Source organism: Flagellimonas sp. 389, assembly GCF_018449435.1.
Taxonomy (GTDB): domain Bacteria; phylum Bacteroidota; class Bacteroidia; order Flavobacteriales; family Flavobacteriaceae; genus Flagellimonas.
In genome coordinates, this window is record NZ_JAHCMU010000011.1 from 68957 (window position 1) to 85380 (window position 16424).

A 16424-nucleotide genomic window follows, 5' to 3' on the forward strand; every position below is an offset into this window, starting at 1 on the left:
AGTAAGTGAAATTCAACTGGGTAATTTCAGGAGATACCAATCCTGCCGTAAAAAAAGTCTGTATAGATTTAGAATATCGATTACGACCTAGAATCACCAAATTTCTCCTATCCCGATTGGATAGTGAACACCTTGATGATTTTTCCTGTTTTCATTTTGATGTCGATATCAAAAACCAATGGGTCTGGATTTCGGAAAAAACACCTCACGATTACATAGAAAAGATAAAAACCGACTTTGACAACGAGATAAACGGTTCCGCACTTTTCTCCGTAGCCTAATCGTTTTTAGTATCAATTTGCCATTGTATTATGGGATGTTGCTTTAGAGCTATATGAGCTCTCCATAAATAAAGGCTTCAATACAGTACCTGATTCTTTTCTTTTACCCAGCGAAGCATCGTAAAGACCATCCAAAAAAACAGCCCAAAAGCAAATGTCATTAACCAAGCCCTGGTTTCCATCAAGCTAGTTAAAATCTCTTGCGTCAGCAATTGTGGTCGAAATAGGATATCCCAAGAATTGAAACGAAGAAATCTACCCAGATAAATGCCGTATCCACTCAAGATACAGATACAAAAGATAATGAACAGTGCCCATTTTTCCTTAAAATGATATTGTAAAAAGCCAAATACATCGTTTAAGGATAGTATTCCGAACAACAGCCCATTAAAGGCAAAAACAAAAACAATAAAAAGGTCAAGCCATTTCCAGAAAGAATATTGACTTTGCAAGTGTATCAAGTCCGTAATAATGTAGGGAGCGTTTGGAAGAAGCACCAACCATGTAGCAAATAATGTTAAACGAAAAAAAGTATTTATCCTTCCATAGGAATACCAAAATACAGTTTGGGTCAATAAATAGGGTACTACGGCCAGAAATAAATTCCAGATTAAAAATGTATAAAAAAGAGAGCCCGTAATTACAACTCTTGTGGTTACCAATGCAATAGCGAATACTAATGAAAGTAACAGGCTTTTATAGTGTATGAACGTAAATAAAAGAATTCTACCCATGATAAATATATATGATGATATAGTATGCACCGCTCCAATATTGGAACGGTGCATGTAGATTTTTAGTCAGATTGTTGGGCACTTGTCCAATCGATTTTTCTTGAAGTAAACATGATGATGCCCAAAATGATAAACAATCCTATACTGCCTACTAGTAGCGCATAATCCTCCAATTGAATAATGACGAATATAAATGTGTAAAGACTCAACATAGAGCCGAATATGAGCAGGGTAAACTTCAGGTTTTTTAAGATGGACCTAGAATATAACGTAATCAAGGATACTACTGCCGTTCCTGAGACCAGATAGGCAAAAAGATAGTTTTTATGTTCTGAAATTGAAATGAGCAATGTGTAAAACATCACCAATGCTAAACCTATCATTAAATATTGGAAAGGATGAATGGCAATTTTACTGCTAATTTGGATTAGAAGAAACACCAATAAGGTCAGTCCTATGATCATGAGGCCATATTTACTGGTGCGCGATGTTTTTTGGTAATCGTCTACGGGTACCAAAAAAGCTGTGCCAAAAGAAGATTGGGATAAATCGGGCAATGTATCGAAAAAGTATTGCCCAAATTTGCGGTTGGTTTCCAAGACTTTCCATTTGGCCTCAAAACCATCTGGGGAAATCTTTTTCCCTTCGGTATCGGGCAAGAAATTACCATTAAAACTAGGTGAATGCCAGTTGGATTTCATGAAGACCTGCGTCTCTTTACCAACGGGGACAAACTGTAGGTTATGGCTTCCATTAACTTCCAGATTGGATTCAAAAGCTAAAGGTTGTTTTTGTAGCTCATCTAGATTTTTTAGAAAGCCCGACTCTAACGTATTCATGAAGGAATTGTCGAACTTGGGCTTTAAATCATAGGTTTCTTCCCCTGATTTAACCTGAATGGTATTCCGTATTCCTTTTAGGTTACTTGTTTTAAAAAGCAAGGTAGCCTTGTCCCAGAGAATATCTTCTTTGTTGATTTCTTTGCTGGAAAAATCAGGGTTGATGAATTTTCCGTCCATTTTTAGCATTGCCGTATATACTACAGATTCATAAATGCCACGCTCTAAAGGCTGTGTTTTTACTTTGGAATCAATATTGAGTTCTCCTGGGAAGAAATACGCATTATGTTTTTGAGCTTTTAGGGTCTTTAGAAATGTTTTGGTCTTCTCATCAAATACTTTTTCTTCAATATAGGTTTGGTAGGGAACTTTTAGAATAGGACCGTAGACCACAACTTCCTTGCCCCATTTTGTATTGATTTCTTCAACCACTTCTGTTTGCCGATACCCTCTTTCCCGTATCAAATCGCCAACGAAACCCAGGGGAATCAATAGTATTAGAATTAAAAAGCCAACGGTAATCATTTTGGCGGTAATCGAATTTTTAAACCAGTTTCCAATTTTTTGTTTTTGTGATGTCATATTTTTTAATTTAAAGTACTTTGTATTTCAAAGTGAATTGATAAAAAAATTAATTTTGATTTTTGATGATGTTTTCCAAGGCTTCAATATGTTTTTTGAAGGATAACTTTCCCAATGGGGTAGCAGTATATCTTGTATTGGGTTTCTTTCCAATAAAGGATTTTTCAATTTTGATGTATTCAGCTTTTTCCAACGTTTTTGTGTGACTCGCCAAATTACCATCGGTGACGTTCAACAGTTCCTTTAGCCGATTAAAATCAACTTCTTCGTTCACCATAAGAATGGACATTATGCCCAGCCTTATACGGTGGTCAAATAATTTGTTTATGTTGTCTATGAGCCCCATGTTAAGCTTTGGCTTCTTTTAGATACATTAAACTGCCATAAATAATGTGCAGTACCCCAAAACCAAGAACCCAGAACCAAAATCCGTAGCCTGGGAGGGCAGCGCATAATAATCCAAGGACTATTTCGGAGTACCCTAAATACTTTACCTTACCAATGGTATATTTTGAGGCGTTTACCAAAGCAAGCCCATAGAAAATCAACATGAGCGAAGCCGTTAGTCCATAATGTTGGCTATTTAATTTTATTAGAATATAGATGCCTCCTGTTATTAAGGGCACAAGAAAACTTACCAAGAGTCTTTTAGTGGTAGCGTCCCAAATTTTCTCGTTATTCTTTTTCGCTTTTTTGGTCGTGAGCAGGTAGGCAGAAACAAAACTAAGAACTGCAACTGCAATTAAGATGGCTATGAGCATTCTAAAGTTCCAACTGTGAAGAATTACATAGTCACTGTTTCTGGGCAATAAAAATAGATAAGCAGCAACTGCGCCTATGATTGCATAGATACCCGCCAATATTCCAGATAGCCCGCTCAATGAGATGAAACGGGAAGATTTATTCATTAAATCCTTGATTTGGGATATGTCTTCTAAGTATTTTTTTGATTCCATTTTAAAGTACTTTGAAATTCAAAGTTAAAATATTATTTGGATTCAAAACCCATTTTTTTGATTTTTCGATAAAAATCATGTTATTTTTGATTTGTGAACCCTGCCGAAGAATACATCCTGAGTCGAGATGAGCCTTATCGTAGTATATTATTGCACCTTAAGGCAGTAATTGAATCGGTTATTCCAGAAGTTGTTATGAAATATAAATGGAGAATCCCCTGTTTTTATGTGGATAAACACTCTATTTGTTACCTTAATGCTTCCTATAAGGGAAAATTCGTGGATATCGCTTTTTGGAATTCCGCCCACCTCACCAAACACACTGCATTGATGTTTTCTGAAAAACGAAAAGTGGTCAAGTCCTTTCGGTATTCAACTCTGGAAGAAATCAATGATGAAATTCTTATAGAGGTTTTGGAAGAAGTATATTCCTTAAGGGAAAAAGGTTTTTACAAAAGAGATAGCTGAAAAAACGATTCAAATTCACTTAAAACTAAAGGTCTGACCCGAATTGCACTAATTTTCACAAATTGAATAGTTAATCATTTGGTACGTTTATGCTGATTATTTCTGAAAAAGCAGAAAGCGGTCAAATCTTTTGGGCATGCAATTTTCAGAGAAATCAACAATGAAACTCTGATAAAGGGCTTGTATGAAAGGTTTTTTAATTCGCGTCAATCCGTGAAATTAGTGTCAAATACTACCCAACACGAATTACACTGGTTCTCACGAGTCAAAACTGTTTACCGTTTTTCTCAGCGCCACTAAATCAGTCAACAGTTTTTCAAGTAAACTTAAATCCAACATATTGGCCCCATCGCTTTTTGCATTGGAGGGGTCAAAATGTGTTTCCATAAAAAGTCCATCAACACCAGCTGCAATTCCTGCACGTGCCATGGTTCCGATAAGTGCGGGTCTTCCACCCGTAACTCCAGAGGATTGGTTGGGCTGTTGAAGGGAATGGGTCACATCCAAAACCACGGGAGCATATTGCTTCATGGTTGGGACTCCCCTAAAATCGACAATCATATCCTGATAGCCGAACATGGTGCCACGATCTGTTATCCAAGCTTTGTCACTCCCCGAATCCTTTACTTTGTTCACGGCATGTTGCATACTTTCTGGACTCATAAACTGTCCTTTTTTCAAATTGACCACTTTTCCCGTTTTGGCCGCAGCAACTACGAGGTCGGTCTGGCGAACCAAAAAAGCGGGTATTTGCAGTACATCAACGTACTCGGCCGCCATATCGGCATCAGCGATTTCATGAACATCCGTTACTGTAGGTACCTTGAAAGTTTCGGAAACCTTTCCCAAGATCTTCAACGCTTTTTCGTCTCCAATTCCTGTGAAAGAGTCAATTCGGCTTCTGTTCGCTTTTTTGAAACTTCCCTTAAATACATACGGAATCTCTAATTTGTCTGTGATGGTGACCACCTTTTCAGCTATTCTTAGTGCCATTTCCTCACCTTCGATAGCGCAAGGCCCCGCAAGCAAAAAAAAGTTGTTGGAATCGGTATGTTTAATTTGGGGAATGCGTTGAAGTTCCATAAAAAATCAAAATTTATAGCAAAAGTACTGCTTTTGATGCATTCAAGTAATGATCACAATGTGAAAGCAAGAAGTGGTAAATCATCTATACTATATCGTTTGGGCCAAACCTGAAAAAACATAACATAACATTAATTTAATACGTACTGAATTTGATGCACAAGCATGATAAGTATTTTTGGCTACCATTAATTAACATTTTTTTATATGAAACAAAAACTACTCTTTTTCTTTTTTATTGGATTGTTATGCATGACAAATGTCTTGGGACAGTCTGTGTTTATCAACGAAATCCATTATGACAATGATAGTACGGATATTGGGGAAGCTATTGAAATTGCTGGACCTTCCAATACCGATTTATCAGGCTGGGAACTAGTCTTGTACAATGGTTCCAATAGCAGTGTTTACAATCAGGTAGCGTTATCGGGTTCTATTCCAAATCAACAGAATGGCTACGGTACAGTCTTGATTACTTTTCCGACCAATGGTCTTCAAAATGGCGCTCCAGACGGTGTTGCACTTGTAGATAACACGAACAACGTTGTACAATTTCTAAGTTATGAAGGAACTTTTACCGCGGTTGGTGGTGTCGCGGATGGTCTTTTGAGCACAGATATTGGTGTTGCTGAGTCTCCAAGCACTCCCGTAGGTGCATCCTTGACTTTGACAGGTACAGGGTTTTTCTATGAAGATTTTACATGGGAAGTCGCACAAAACAACAGTTACGGCGCAATAAATGCTGGACAAAGCTTTGGTGAACCAATTTTAGCACCTATTATCAACGAATTTGTTTTTAACCATACGGGTGGAGATACTAATGAATTTGTTGAAGTTTTTGCACCTGCCAATACTGGTTTGAGCAGTTTTTGGCTTCTGGAAATCGAAGGTGATTCCAATAGTCCGGGGACAATCGATGAAGTGATTCAATTGGGTACTACTGATGCTAATGGATATTTCACAACAGAATTTTTAGCCAATGCATTTGAAAATGGAACGGTGAGCTTATTGCTGGTTTCTAATTTCACGGGTAATGTTGGAGATGATTTAGATACTGATGATGATGGGATTCTAGACGCTACGCCATGGGAAGCTATTTTAGATGACATTGGTGTAAATGATGGTGGTTCAGGTGATTTTAATTACAGCCAAGTTGTATTGTCACAAGGTTTTGATGGAATTTCATTTACTGTGGGTGGAGCTTCAAGAATACCCAATGCTACAGATACCGATAATGCTTCGGATTGGGTCCGAAACGATTTTGATGGGCAGGGCTTGCCCGATTTTCCATCCGCAGTTGCAGATAATGGGGAAGCTATAAATACTCCAGCAGCTGAGAATGAAACTGCTTTAGTGGTTGGACCGGTATCTGTTCTTATCAATGAATTGGATGTAGATACCCCAAGCACCGATACACTGGAATTTTTGGAACTCTATGATGGTGGCTCGGGAAATACGGCATTGGATGGTTTGGTGCTCGTACTGTATAACGGAAATGGCAATGCTAGCTATAATGCAATAGATCTAGACGGATTTAGTACAAATGCCGAAGGCTATTTTGTGATTGGAAATGCTGATGTTCTTAATGTGGACCTTGTTGTAGGTTCCAATGCATTTCAAAATGGTGAGGACGCCATAGCACTTTATGTGGGTGATGCTACTGATTTTCCATCTGGAACTCCAGTGACCACAGATGGTTTGGTCGATGCTATTGTTTATGGAACAGATGACCCAGACGCTACGGAACTATTGGTTTTGCTCAACGAAGGGCAATTGCAGCTCAATGAAAACACCAATGGTGATAAGGATAATGAATCTATGCAACGTATTCCCAATGGTGATGGAGGCGTAAGAAATACGGATGCTTATGTGGTCAAGACCCCAACACCCGGTACTGCAAACGATGCTGTTGTAAATCCGGGGGAAATCATTTCAATAGCTGATGCGAGAGCGATTACAGAAGGAAACGTTGTTACGATTACGGGAATATTGACTGTATCCGATAATTTTGGAGGACCTGCCTATATTCAGGACGATACCGGTGCCATCGCCATTTTCGATGCAGCAGTGCATGGTGAAGGAGTTTTTGCAGTTGGTGATTCCATAACGGTCACGGGTACGCGTTCTTCGTTCAGGCAATTACAGCAATTGAATCCTGTGGCCAGTGTTGAAAAAAATCCTCAACCCACAGAAAGCATTGAGCCAAGAGTTGTCACGTTAGCAGAATTGGGTAATTATCCCGGAGAATTGGTACAAATACAAAATGTAAGTTTTCCCAATCCGGGCGATTTATTCTTTGGAAATTCCAATTATTCCGTTACCGATACCAGTGGTTCTGGGGAGTTGCGTTTGGATAATGATGTCGCCGATTTAGTAGGAAAGGTGCAACCAGATTCTTGTGGAACTGTTACGGGTGTAGTTGGACGGTTTGAGGATACTTTTCAGTTGCTACCAAGGTCGTTCGAAGATGTACCATGTGCTGAAACTTTTGTGCCACCCGGGGACAATCTTGGTATTCCCAAAGATGAAACTTTTGACGTAGTGACCTGGAACATTGAGTGGTTCGGTGACGAAGGTAATTCTCCCGCTGCGGGCAATCCGCTTTCAGATGCCATTCAGCGCGACAGCGTGTTGACAGTTTTGAACCAATTGGATGCCGATGTGTATGCCGTTCAAGAGATTGCGGATGATACCCTTTTTGCCGAATTGGTAGGACTTTTACCAGGATATGATTTCGTGCTTTCCGAAGCAGTTTCCAATCCTACTGGGACGCCTCCTTTTCAGAAAGTCGGGTTTATTTACAAAACGGAAACTGTGAATCCTGTGGCTACTAGGCCACTTTTACAATCCATACATCCGTTGTACAATGGTGGTGACGATAGTGCGTTGGTTGATTACCCTAGTGAAACCGACCGCTTTTACGCAAGTGGCAGGTTACCATTTTTAATGACCGCCGATGTTACCATTGATGGAGTGACCGAGCAATTGGATTTAATCGCATTGCATGCAAGGGCCAACAGTGGTACTGACGCACAGAACCGTTATGATATGCGTAAATATGATGTGGAAGTGCTCAAAGATTCCTTGGATGTGCAGTTTGCAGATAGAAAATTGATTCTTCTAGGCGATTATAACGATGATGTGGATGAAACCGTAGCCGATATTCCTTCAACACTTACCAGTTTTGAAGAATATGTAAACGATACAGAAAACTACCGTATTATTTCATCGCTTTTGAGTGAGCAAGGGTTTCGCTCCTTCGTTTTTAGGGAGAATATGATAGATCATATTGCTTACACCAATGAACTTTTTGAAAATTATATCGAAGAATCCGTCACGGTGCATTACGAAGTTTTCGATAACGATTACTCCAGCACTGCCTCTGACCACTTTCCAGTATCAGCGCGGTTCCAGTTAAAGGGATTGACTCTGGACAACATCGCTACAGTCGATGTAAGTTGTAATGGTGACGAAGATGGAAGTATTACGGTTGAGGTTTCAGGGGGAGTTGCCCCATATGAATATTTATGGAGCGATGGTCAGATAACCGAAACAGCAATAGATTTAAAATCAGGTGAATATTCGGTCATTGTAACCGATGCATTGGATAATTCAATCTTATCCGAAACCATTGTCGTTTCAGAACCCGAAGCTATCGATTTTAGTGTTCCTGAAGATGCGAAGGTATATCTGGGATATCGAAAAGCAGAATGTACCAACCTTTCGGTGAGCAATATCATAAATGCACAAGAAGTATACACTATAGTATGGAGTACTGGGGAAACTAGTGAAGAAATCACCGTTTGCCCCAAAGAAAATACTACGTATACGGTCACAGTAACTGATGAGAACGGTTGTAGTACCACAAAGGAAATTGTGGTTGAGGCCGTTGATGTCAGCTGTGGTTCAAATCGATATTTTTCTAAAGTTCAGATCTGCTTCAATGGGCGTTCTTACTGTGTCTCGGAATGGGCGGCACAATGGTACCTTAAAAAAGGTGCGGTATTGGGAAGCTGTGATGGTGCCAACGTACCTGTTTTTTCAAAAGTGTATTTAGTTAGGAATCCTGTATTCAATGAAGCAAAGTTATATATTGACAGTAAAGAAGCTGTTGTAGCTGATTTTGAGCTGTATGATCTTTTTGGAAGATTGGTTCTTACTTCATCGCAAAATGTAACGGAAGGAAAATCTTTTGTACGATTGGACGTTTCGCAACTACGAAGAGGCCTTTATTTCTTGAAACCATCAGTCGATGGACAAGTTCAAAAAACAATACGTCTACTTAAATGGTAAGTAGTAGACTAGCCTATTGAGATTGTATCAATAAGCTGAAATTTTTGGTAAAGCCCCAAAACCTAATTATTTGGTTTTGGGGCTTTTTATATTGGATAATCTATTTAAGATTGTTTCTTTTTAGACCATCCTTTTATCGAGGTATTAGTGAAGTATTGAACTTCCTATAAATCAATAAGATAAAAATAACATTTGATAAGGTGTACAAGTAGAGAAATCGCAGTATCTTTGCGGGCTTAAAAAATAGGTTATGTCCAAAATCAAGAATATCGCAATCATTGCACACGTTGACCATGGTAAGACTACTTTGGTTGATAAAATCATGTTTCACTGCCAGTTATTTCGTGATAATGAGAACAAGGGTGATTTGATTCTGGACAATAATGATCTAGAAAGGGAGAGAGGAATTACCATAGTTTCTAAAAACGTTTCCGTAGTTTACAAGGATACCAAAATAAATATCATCGATACCCCTGGTCACGCCGATTTTGGAGGAGAAGTAGAACGTGTACTGAATATGGCCGATGGTGTCTTGTTATTGGTGGATGCTTTTGAGGGACCCATGCCACAGACAAGATTTGTATTGCAAAAAGCGATTGATTTAGGGCTAAAACCATGTGTGGTCATCAATAAAGTAGACAAGGAAAACTGTACACCAGAAGAAGTTCATGAAAAAGTTTTTGACTTGATGTTTGAACTTGGTGCGGAGGAATGGCAATTAGACTTTCCAACGGTATATGGTTCGGCAAAACAAAACTGGATGGGCGAAGATTGGCAAAAGCCAACTGAAAATATAGAGCCCTTGTTGGATATGGTCATTGAGCATGTTCCTGAGTTCAAACCACAAGAAGGTAGTACTCAAATGTTGATTACCTCATTGGATTTTTCATCTTTTACTGGGCGTATTGCTATTGGTAGGTTGACCCGTGGTAGCTTAAAAGAAGGACAGCAGATTTCTTTGGTAAAACGCGATGGAACTACCGTAAAATCAAAAATCAAAGAGCTTTTTACTTTTGAAGGTCTTGGACGTCAAAAAGTACAACAAGTCAAAACGGGAGATATCTGTGCAATAGTAGGCATGGAAAGTTTTGAGATTGGGGATACTGTTGCGGATTTAGAGAATCCTGAAAAACTACAAACCATCGCTATTGATGAACCTACGATGAGTATGCTTTTCACCATTAACGATAGTCCATTTTTTGGTAAAGATGGGAAGTTCGTCACCTCTAGACATATTAAAGAACGTCTAGAAAAAGAGCTTGAAAAAAACCTTGCGCTACGAGTTAACGAAACAGACAGTGCCGATAAATTTATGGTTTTTGGACGTGGTGTACTGCATCTTTCTGTTTTGATAGAGACTATGCGTAGGGAAGGTTATGAACTTCAAATTGGCCAGCCTCAAGTAATAATTAAAGAAATTGATGGTGTAAAATGTGAACCAGTAGAGCATTTGACCATTGATTTGCCCGAAGAAGTTTCTGGAAAGGCCGTGGAGATGGTATCTATTAGAAAAGGGGAGATGACCAGTATGGAAGCTAAAGGGTCTCGTATGCTATGCGAGTTCATGATTCCATCGAGGGGTATTATAGGATTGCGAAATCAATTACTTACCGCGACAGCAGGAGAAGCAATTATGGCGCACCGTTTTCTTGAATACCAACCTTTGAAGGGAGAAATAGCTCAAAGGCAAAATGGATCTTTGGTTTCTATGGAAAATGGAACTTCTATTCCTTATTCAATCGATAAATTACAGGAAAGAGGTAAATTCTTTATTGATCCAGGGGAAGGAATTTATGAGGGACAGGTAATCGGTGAGAATTCGCGTGGTGATGACATGACGGTGAACGTAACCAAGACCAAGAAATTATCCAATGTGCGTTCATCTGGTGCAGATGACAAGGCTAAAATAGTTCCTGCCATTAAGTTTTCGTTAGAGGAGGCTTTGGAATATATTCAGAAAGACGAGTATGTAGAAGTAACGCCAAATCATCTTAGATTACGCAAGATTTTCTTAAAAGAAGTGGATAGAAAACGAAATAAAATAGATTAGCCCAAATGACCATGGTGTTGTTCGCGTAAGCAAGCAACAGCGGCACCAATAATCCCGGCGTGGTTCATAAGTTCCGCTTTAACAACATCAGTTTCAATGGTAATCAAGTGGTTAAACTCTTTCCATTTCTTTGAGGTGCCTCCGCCTACGATAATCAGGTCAGGTGAAACGATAAGCTCTACCAATCTTAGAAATTTATTAAAGCGTTTGCCCCATCTTTCATAAGAAAGGTCTTCTCGTTCTTTGGCAGAAGCAGCGGCCCATTCTTCAATTTTCTTGTGTTTCTTATAAGGAATTTGCCCAAGTTCAAAGTTGGGAAGTAATATACCGTTATAAAAAGCACCACTACCTAGACCAGTACCAATGGTAATCATAAGTACCAGACCATTTTTTCCCTTGCCTACACCATAATTCATGGAAGCATATCCCGCAGCATCGGCATCGTTTAATACGGTAAACTCATTGCCGGTAACCTTTGTAAATAGTTCATCAATATTTACATCGACCCAACTAGGGTGGAGATTTCCAGGTGATAAGCAGATTCCATTCTTAACGATTGTTGGAAAACCACAACCTACAGGGCCATTGTACTTAAAGTGTTCAACGATTTGGGATATGACTTTGGCCATATCTTCTGGTTTTCTTGAACTTGGGGTAGGGATACGATGCCTTTCTGTCAACATTTCTCCAGTTTCGGCGTTTACCAGTGCACCTTTAATACCAGATCCACCAATATCAATACCAAGAATTTCCATAAATTGGTTAATTATTTAGTTTAACAAATAAACGAAAAACTTTTGGCGGTGAAAAAGGTAACCTATTAACAATATTTAATTAGTTGTTAACTTTCCTTCTTCGGTGGCTGTATGTAATAATCAATGGAGTTGAGTGAATGATTTGGATCAATGATATCTAAGATTTTATCAATGGCCTTGCCAAAACCGGTCAATGTATCCAATTGCTTGTTCTTTCCAAGGGCACTTGAAATGGTCTCGTCCCTATTTCCAAATTTATATCCACCCTCTTTTATCCATAGCAAATTAAATAAGTGCTGCATGATAACATTACCCAATTGATCTACTGAAATTGCCATTTCTAGACAGAACTCGCCTACGCCTCTTACTCCTTTCGTAAATAGTTGCTGAAAAATACCGTAAACTAGACCAAGTGGACCTGTAAGTAGCGTTAAGACAATTGAAATTAAAAAAAGAAGTATTCCAATAAAAGGATTGGTTTTTTTATCTTTTTTGCAGTCCTGTTTTTTTAGAATCATGATGCAGTTGCTTTTTGAATAACCTCAAAGACTTTGCTCCCATCGCATTTTAATGTTTTGTGAGGGTACTTCAATATCAATGCATAATCATGGGTTGCCATGATGATAGTTCGTCCATTTTGATTGATGTCTTGCAGAACCTTCATGACCTCCACACTGGTTTGTGGGTCCAGGTTCCCTGTAGGTTCGTCTGCGAGAATTAATTCGGGGTCGTTAAGCAAGGCCCGCGCAATCGCAATTCGTTGTTGTTCTCCTCCCGAAAGTTCATGCGGAAATTTAAAACCTTTGGTCTTCATGCCCACTTTATCCAAAACCTCTTCGATCTTGTTATCCATTTTAGTTGCATCCGTCCATCCAGTTGCTTTGAGCACAAAACGTAGATTGTTATTGATGTTTCGGTCAGACAACAATTTGAAATCCTGAAAAACGATACCCAATTTTCTTCGTAAGAACGGAATTTCTTTTTCTTGAAGTTTTTCCAAGTCGAAATCCACTACACTGCCAGAACCTTGTTTTAGGGGAAGGTCTGCATACAAAGTTTTCATGAAGCTACTTTTGCCGCTTCCGGTTTTACCAATAATATATACAAACTCTCCCTTCTTGACCTCCAAGGATATATTGTTCAAGATGAGGTTTTCATTTTGGAATACGGCTACGTCCTGTAGTTTTAGAATTGTTTCCGACATATTTTCGTTTTGAAAAATAAAGGTACTAAGTTCTAAATTTATAGCACGTTAAGCGTTTCCAAATTTTGCTTCCTAACTTTACAATATACTTTGGCTTAAATTTTGACGTTATGTTAAAAGTCAATCGAGAACAGCGTAGAACACTATGAATCGAAAAAACCTCATCATTTTCCCGATATTTTTGGGATTTCTCTTTACTGCCATTTCCCAAGAGACCAAATTATTTTATCATGAAGATAAGGCGTATCAAGATGCTTTAGCACTTTATAATTCTCAACAATACCAAGCAGCACAGACTATTTTTGAAAAGGTCAAGGTCGAAACAAAAGACCATGAGACCGAAGCAAATAGCGCGTATTACGCTGCTAATGCCGCCATTCGCCTAAGCCAGCGTGGAGCAGATAAAAAGATGGAAAGCTTTGTGGAAAGTTACCCGACCTCTACCAAAAGGAACTCGGCGTTTTTAGATGTAGCCGATTATTATTTTGAAACTGGAAAATATCCATATGCACTAAAGTGGTACAAAAAGGTGGATCAATCCACCATGTCCAAAAAAGATAAAGAGCGTTTTAACTTTAATAATGGATATTCATTATACGCATCGAACAATCCCAAAGCGGCGGAACGTTATCTAAGTAAGGTAAGTAACTCACCAAAATATGGATCACAGGCAAAGTATTACTTAGGGTATATTGCTTACGAACAGGATGATTACGATAGTGCAAGTGAACGTTTTGATCAAATCACGGACCCTGAACTTCTCAACGAGAAATTGTCGTATTACCAAGCAGACTTAAATTTTAAATTGGGCAATTTTGAAGAAGCGATTGCCATGGCAAAAAAACAATTGCCAAAGTCCGACCGAAAGGAAGTATCCGAGCTCAATAAAATTATTGGTGAAAGCTATTTCAATCTGGAACAGTACCAGGAAGCGATTCCCTATTTGGAAAAGTATCGAGGGAAACGCGGAAAATTCAATAATACTGATTATTATCTTATTGGATATGCCCATTACAAAAAAGGCGATTATGAAGCTGCGGTGCAACAATTCAATAAAATCATTGGAGGTACTAACAGTGTTTCCCAAAATGCATACTACCATTTGGCCGAATGCTATCTGAAATTGGATAAAAAACCCGAAGCATTGAATGCTTTTAGGAATGCTTCCCAGATGGATTTTAGTGCAGAAATTCAAAAAGATGCCTTTTTGAATTATGCCAGATTGAGCTATGAAATCGGTAATGCCTATGAACCTGTTCCGCAGGTATTGACAACCTATTTAGAAAAGTACCCCAAAGACGAACATCAGCAAGAAATTCAGGAATTGTTGGTGGATTCATACATTACATCCAGGAATTTTGAGGGTGCGATGCTTCTTTTGGAGGAAAATAGGGGGTATGCTAGCAAAGAGACCTATCAAAAAGTAGCGTTTTACAGAGGTGTTGAATTGTTTATGGATGGCGATTACGAAGCGGCTTTAGGACGATTTTCAAAATCACTTAAAAATGCCGAAAACCAAAGTTTTGAAGCGCGAGCCCTGTATTGGAAGGCGGAATCTGCTTACCGATTGAATCGGTTTGATGAGGCGCTTACGGACTTTAATCGATTTGAAAAGCTTCCAGCCGCCCAAAATCTAGAGGAATACCAAGACATCGATTATAATTTGGGATACTGTCATTTTAAATTGAAGGATTATGCAAGTGCCATCACTAATTTCAAAAGTATCACTAGTTCTAATATAGATAATACCGAACGACTCAATGATAGCTATCTACGTTTAGGCGATAGTTATTTTGTGACGAGTCAATATAACCCTGCCCAAAATGCTTACAACGAGTCATTACGATTGAATGGCGCAGAACAGGATTATGCAGCATTTCAAAAGACATTATGCAGTGGTTTTTTAGGGGATACTTCTGCTAAAATCGATGGGTTGAACAAATTTTTGATCAGCTACCCAAAATCTTCACTACGGGATGATGCATTATTTGAGCTGGGTAATTCTTATATCAAAATGAATGAAGAGGCAACAGGTTTAAAAACATACGACAGGCTTCATGAAGAATTTGCTACAAGTAAGTTTGCGCCTAGGGCAATGCTTCGCCAAGGATTGGTGCACTACAACGCCAATAGAAATGATCAAGCTCTGACCAAATTAAAAGGAGTCGTTCAAAAATACCCAAATACCCAAGAAGCTAAACAAGCGGTGGCAACTGCTAAATTAGTGTATGTAGATGAGGGCAGGGTAAGCGAATATGCAACATGGGCAAGAAGCTTGGACTTTGTAGAAGTAACGGATACAGAACTGGATAACGCCAGTTTTGAAGCTGCGGACAGAAAATATATTGAAGGCAAAACTGATATGGCCATCAATGGGTATGAAGCATATCTAAAGGAATTTCCGAATGGACTCCATGCGCTAAATGCGAACTTTAACCTGGCACAACTATATTTTTCTAAGGGAGAAAAGGAAAAGGCACTGCCAAAGTACAAATTCGTTGCCGATAGCAATGGGGAGTTTACGGAACAAGCACTTACTAGGGTTTGCGAACTTTATATTGGCAAACAAGATTATGATAGTGCCCTTCCTTATCTAGAACGATTGGAAAATACAGCTGAGATTTCACAGAACAAGACTTTTGCGCAATCCAACCTAATGAAGGGGTATTATGAAAAAAGGAACTACGACCTAACCATAGCATATGCAGAGAAAGTCTTAAAAGCTACAAAAATCGATAATCGTATTAAGAGCGATGCGCAAATCATGATTGCCCGTTCGGCCATTGCTACCAATGATGAGCAGCTGGCAGATACTGCTTATAAAGAAGTAAAGAAAATTGCGATTGGCGAAATGGCTGCGGAAGCATGGTACTACGATGCCTATTTTAAAAATAAAGACCAAGATTTTGAGGCTTCGAATACTTCAGTGCAAAAACTGGCTAAGGATTATGCCTCTTACAAAAAATGGGGTGGAAAAGGATTGGTACTCATGGCAAAGAATTTTTACGCCCTGGGAGACGCCTTTCAAGCAACCTACATTTTGGAAAGTGTAATTTCCAATTTCTCCGAATATGAGACCATAGTTGCAGAAGCCAAAGGAGAACTTGCTATAATCAAAGCACGTGAGGCACAAAGTAATTCTTCAGTAGACCCTAACGGGAACTAAATTGAGACACACC

13 protein-coding genes are annotated in these 16424 nt (G+C 38.9%); 5 read left to right on the plus strand and 8 right to left on the minus strand.

Translation table 11 applies throughout. The features are described 5' to 3' along the window. Nucleotides 1-5: 5 nt before the first annotated feature. A complete protein-coding gene (locus KIM67_RS10935; protein WP_213831367.1) occupies nt 6-281 on the plus strand; it encodes a hypothetical protein in 276 nt (91 codons plus the stop codon). A gap of 77 nt (nt 282-358) precedes the next feature. Here KIM67_RS10935 and KIM67_RS10940 read toward each other — a convergent pair whose 3' ends face one another. The 4 genes from KIM67_RS10940 to KIM67_RS10955 all read right to left on the minus strand — a co-directional run bounded on the left by KIM67_RS10940 (nt 359) and on the right by KIM67_RS10955 (nt 3392). Continuing rightward, the gene (locus KIM67_RS10940; RefSeq protein WP_213831368.1) at nt 359-1015 is read right to left on the minus strand and encodes a DUF1361 domain-containing protein; all 657 of its coding nucleotides are present in this window, start codon (nt 1013-1015) and stop codon (nt 359-361) included. Between the two features lie 62 nt (nt 1016-1077). Beyond that, the gene (gene creD, locus KIM67_RS10945; protein ID WP_213831369.1) at nt 1078-2436 is read right to left on the minus strand and encodes a cell envelope integrity protein CreD; all 1359 of its coding nucleotides are present in this window, start codon (nt 2434-2436) and stop codon (nt 1078-1080) included. Between the two features lie 49 nt (nt 2437-2485). Beyond that, nucleotides 2486-2782 (minus strand): transcriptional regulator, encoded by a 297-nt coding sequence (locus KIM67_RS10950; RefSeq protein ID WP_163418079.1) that lies wholly within the window; start codon nt 2780-2782, stop codon nt 2486-2488. 1 nt (nt 2783) lies between these two features. After that, nucleotides 2784-3392 (minus strand): hypothetical protein, encoded by a 609-nt coding sequence (locus tag KIM67_RS10955; protein WP_213831370.1) that lies wholly within the window; start codon nt 3390-3392, stop codon nt 2784-2786. Between the two features lie 93 nt (nt 3393-3485). On the opposite strand from KIM67_RS10955, the gene KIM67_RS10960 reads away from it, so the two are divergent. Continuing rightward, nucleotides 3486-3860 (plus strand): DUF1801 domain-containing protein, encoded by a 375-nt coding sequence (locus KIM67_RS10960; protein WP_213831371.1) that lies wholly within the window; start codon nt 3486-3488, stop codon nt 3858-3860. Nucleotides 3861-4118: 258 nt separating this feature from the next. On the opposite strand, the gene kdsA is transcribed toward KIM67_RS10960, so the two are convergent. Then, nucleotides 4119-4943: a 3-deoxy-8-phosphooctulonate synthase gene (gene kdsA, locus KIM67_RS10965; RefSeq protein WP_213831372.1), complete on the minus strand. Its 825-nt coding sequence runs from the start codon at nt 4941-4943 to the stop codon at nt 4119-4121. Nucleotides 4944-5150: 207 nt separating this feature from the next. On the opposite strand from kdsA, the gene KIM67_RS10970 reads away from it, so the two are divergent. Continuing rightward, the gene (locus tag KIM67_RS10970; protein ID WP_213831373.1) at nt 5151-9236 is read left to right on the plus strand and encodes a DUF5689 domain-containing protein; all 4086 of its coding nucleotides are present in this window, start codon (nt 5151-5153) and stop codon (nt 9234-9236) included. Nucleotides 9237-9486: 250 nt separating this feature from the next. Further along, entirely contained in the window at nt 9487-11286 is a 1800-nt protein-coding gene (gene typA / locus KIM67_RS10975; protein ID WP_213831374.1) for a translational GTPase TypA, read from the plus strand. Here typA and ppgK read toward each other — a convergent pair. The 3 genes from ppgK to KIM67_RS10990 all read right to left on the minus strand — a co-directional run bounded on the left by ppgK (nt 11283) and on the right by KIM67_RS10990 (nt 13245). After that, on the minus strand, nt 11283-12041 hold the full coding sequence (ppgK, locus tag KIM67_RS10980) for a polyphosphate--glucose phosphotransferase (protein ID WP_213831375.1): 759 nt from the start codon (nt 12039-12041) through the stop codon (nt 11283-11285). The two genes, typA and ppgK, sit on opposite strands and share 4 nt — an antisense overlap. Nucleotides 12042-12127: 86 nt before the next feature. Beyond that, nucleotides 12128-12559, minus strand: a complete 432-nt coding sequence (locus KIM67_RS10985; protein WP_213831376.1) for a hypothetical protein — start codon at nt 12557-12559, stop codon at nt 12128-12130. After that, nucleotides 12556-13245 (minus strand): cell division ATP-binding protein FtsE, encoded by a 690-nt coding sequence (locus KIM67_RS10990; RefSeq protein ID WP_213831377.1) that lies wholly within the window; start codon nt 13243-13245, stop codon nt 12556-12558. Before KIM67_RS10990 ends, KIM67_RS10985 begins: the two co-directional genes overlap by 4 nt. A 145-nt stretch (nt 13246-13390) precedes the next feature. Here KIM67_RS10990 and KIM67_RS10995 point away from each other — a divergent pair, with 145 nt between their 5' ends. Further along, on the plus strand, nt 13391-16411 hold the full coding sequence (locus KIM67_RS10995) for a tetratricopeptide repeat protein (protein WP_213831378.1): 3021 nt from the start codon (nt 13391-13393) through the stop codon (nt 16409-16411). Nucleotides 16412-16424: the final 13 nt, after the last annotated feature.

What these genes read in the sequence shown, in the direction of transcription:
- KIM67_RS10990 (WP_213831377.1), bottom strand. Translation starts at nt 13,245, where the DNA reads ATGTCGGAAACAATTCTAAAACTACAGGACGTAGCCGTATTCCAAAAT.
- KIM67_RS10940 (WP_213831368.1), bottom strand. Translation starts at nt 1,015, where the DNA reads ATGGGTAGAATTCTTTTATTTACGTTCATACACTATAAAAGCCTGTTA.
- ppgK (WP_213831375.1), bottom strand. Translation starts at nt 12,041, where the DNA reads ATGGAAATTCTTGGTATTGATATTGGTGGATCTGGTATTAAAGGTGCA.
- creD (WP_213831369.1), bottom strand. Translation starts at nt 2,436, where the DNA reads ATGACATCACAAAAACAAAAAATTGGAAACTGGTTTAAAAATTCGATT.
- KIM67_RS10955 (WP_213831370.1), bottom strand. Translation starts at nt 3,392, where the DNA reads ATGGAATCAAAAAAATACTTAGAAGACATATCCCAAATCAAGGATTTA.
- kdsA (WP_213831372.1), bottom strand. Translation starts at nt 4,943, where the DNA reads ATGGAACTTCAACGCATTCCCCAAATTAAACATACCGATTCCAACAAC.
- typA (WP_213831374.1), top strand. Translation starts at nt 9,487, where the DNA reads ATGTCCAAAATCAAGAATATCGCAATCATTGCACACGTTGACCATGGT.
- KIM67_RS10970 (WP_213831373.1), top strand. Translation starts at nt 5,151, where the DNA reads ATGAAACAAAAACTACTCTTTTTCTTTTTTATTGGATTGTTATGCATG.
- KIM67_RS10950 (WP_163418079.1), bottom strand. Translation starts at nt 2,782, where the DNA reads ATGGGGCTCATAGACAACATAAACAAATTATTTGACCACCGTATAAGG.
- KIM67_RS10985 (WP_213831376.1), bottom strand. Translation starts at nt 12,559, where the DNA reads ATGATTCTAAAAAAACAGGACTGCAAAAAAGATAAAAAAACCAATCCT.
- KIM67_RS10995 (WP_213831378.1), top strand. Translation starts at nt 13,391, where the DNA reads ATGAATCGAAAAAACCTCATCATTTTCCCGATATTTTTGGGATTTCTC.